Origin of the sequence: Pseudoalteromonas sp. TB64, assembly GCF_000498095.1 — a bacterium.
In the GTDB taxonomy this organism is placed as follows: domain Bacteria; phylum Pseudomonadota; class Gammaproteobacteria; order Enterobacterales; family Alteromonadaceae; genus Pseudoalteromonas.
In genome coordinates, this window is record NZ_AUTQ01000004.1 from 1 (window position 1) to 2579 (window position 2579).

Here is a 2579-nt window from a genome sequence, read left to right on the forward strand (position 1 = left end):
AGCCAATGAGTCTGTGACAGCGATGACTTCTGCACGAGATATGGCAACAGATAATGCGACTGCAGCAGAAAAAACGGGTATTTCGATTGAAAAAATAGCCGAACAAATGCTAGAAATTAATGGAATGAATTCGCAAATAGCTGCTGCGACAGAAGAGCAAACATCGGTTGCAGCTATGGTTGTTGAGAATGTCTCAAATATGCATGTATCGTTTGAAGATACTATGGATTCATTACTTGCTGTGCGCGATGTAGCCAAAAATCTACATTACTTATCTGATAATTTACTGGATGCGACAGCTAAATTTAGAATTGAGTAATTTTAATTATTGACACAAAAAACCATCGACGAGTTAATGCTGAACAGTTAAAAAATATTTAATGATCCATTGACCGATCTTTTGGTTAGTTTATAAAGGCTTCTGAATTTATTCAGGAGCTTTTTATTTTGCAACTCACTACTGCACTTTCTCTAGCCAATGGTTACGCGCCCAATTCAGAAGGCTTAGGTCAACTGAGCTATTTTTATATCCTGAATCTATCAAACAATGCGCAGAAACCGCAGGTGTTGTAACGATAAGGAAAAGAAGGTTTCCTGTTGAGATGGCTGTTTGGATAGTCATTTGTATGTCGTTTTATCGTGAAGACCCACTGTGGAGTATCGTCAGTAAATTAGGGCTCGCTTTACTAGGTAAAAAAGAACTCGTTGCACCCTGTGCGATTGTACAGGCTAGACAGCGGTTTGGGGCTAATGCCATTAAACAGGTTTTTGAGCAAAGTCAGCAAATGTGAATGTTGATACGAGCCATCCCACACGGTGCGGGTTATCACTATCGGGCGTTGATGGTGTCATTTGGCGCACACCAGATACCGCTGAAAATCAACACGCATTCTCCGCGTGAAAAATCAGTATGGTGACACGGCTTTCCCTCAAGTTCGCATGGTGTGTTTGATGGAGTTAACTAGCCATTTATTAATGGGGAGCGCCTTTGATAGTTGTCACACTAGTGAAATGGTGTTGGCTGAAGACTTAATTGAGGCAACATCCGATAACTCACTGACGTTATTTGATAGAGACTTCTATTCTCTAGGCTTACTCAATCGTTGGCAACATGCTGGGGGGGAATAGGCATTGGCTTCAACCGATGAGAAAAGGCATGCAATATGAAATTGTTCGCTCTTTAGGTCGTCAAGACAAACTCATCAAGCTAAAAGCAACAGCACAAGCGATAAATAGAACAAACCTTACTGAATAGTCACTTCACGCTACGTAGCAAGAAACCTGAAACGATAGCACAAGAATTATGGGGCGTAGTTGAGCTATAACTTGCTTCGATACCAGATGGTGGAAATGGCGCAGAAAAAGCCTAGAATATATGCAAAACACCTGAGTCTTTCGACGTGTGCTATTAGTATTATTAACCTGATTCATCCAATGTTTATAGAAAATGCAGGACGTATACCTAAATCAATAGAGTAATTACAAGCTCGAGTTAAACATTACATATTGCCGATAAAACGGGAACGGGCGTATCCGAGGTGTGTGAAACCAAAACCCAGCAAATACCTCAATAAAAAACGCCAGTCAGCTGTTAACTGACTGGCATTAACCAAATGGTTTTTATATTAACTTTTACGTTTAAAAAGTAGCAATTACTTTTACTTTATCGCTCACTTTAGAACTATCAACGTAGCCAATTGCGTTACCATTAGCAGCAACAAAATCGATAACAGCTTGGTCTGATGTAAGCTTTTCAGGCGGAGTACCTTTACCTGTAAATATTAGCTTTGACCAATATGCATTTAACTGACTACTAGACTTACCAACAACTTTGTCGTTAAATTCATCTGCTACAGGCGTACCGTCTTGATTTACAGGGTTAACTTTATCGCCATTACTAAATGACTTACTTTTTCCCAAATAAATCTTTTTTATTGTGTCAGCATCTACAGAGCTAGCATTGCTTGGGTTAACAATCACTGCAACGTCTGCAAATACACTCATTGAGCACAATGAAAGTGCAGTAACTAAAATTAATTTTTTCATCATAAGCTCCAATTAAAAGACAAGATCTACACCAACAGCCACTATATCAGTTTCTGTATTAGTAATATCATCATCAAAACGACTGAAGTCTATTTTAAATGCAGCAGATGGGTGAAAGTCGTAACGTGCGCCAATAGTGTAAACATTACTTTGTGCACGAATTCCTTCTAAGGCGCCATTTACCGCAGCATTTAAGCTAGGTATAGATTCAATGGTATCAAATCGTGATGAGTCATGTTCATCATCATTATCTTCATATGTAAAATGAACAATAACACTGTCGATACGGTAACCAACAGATGCGTAATACTGAGACTGCTTAGCTAAAATACTGTCTTCTACTTCAAATTCAGTGTATTCGGCATCAAACAAGAAATTATCATAATCGACGGAGAAACCTACACCAATAAACGTTGTTTTATCTTCATCAGTAACAAGATCATTAGCTGTTTTTGTTAAGCCATTGTCATTTAATGCGCCAACAAGTTGAATTAAACCGCTATCGTCTGACGAGATACTTGTATCGGCTACAA

General features: G+C 38.8%; 2 protein-coding genes and 2 pseudogenes. 2 read left to right on the forward strand and 2 right to left on the reverse strand.

Annotation, left to right across the window (positions count from 1 at the left end):
• Together L647_RS0100100 and L647_RS01000000123420 are read left to right on the forward strand one after the other, a co-directional pair.
• A pseudogene (locus tag L647_RS0100100) lies at positions 1–319 on the forward strand (methyl-accepting chemotaxis protein); the annotation flags it as partial.
• 128 nt (positions 320–447) lie between these two features.
• Positions 448–1599, forward strand: a pseudogene (locus L647_RS01000000123420) (IS4 family transposase).
• Positions 1600–1638: 39 nt separating this feature from the next.
• On the opposite strand, the gene L647_RS0100120 reads toward L647_RS01000000123420, so the two are convergent.
• Positions 1639–2046 (reverse strand): phosphate ABC transporter substrate-binding protein, encoded by a 408-nt coding sequence (locus L647_RS0100120; protein ID WP_024609410.1) that lies wholly within the window; start codon positions 2044–2046, stop codon positions 1639–1641.
• Positions 2047–2058: 12 nt separating this feature from the next.
• On the reverse strand, positions 2059–2579 hold a 521-nt coding region (locus L647_RS0100125), incomplete at its 5' end, for a porin (protein WP_024609411.1).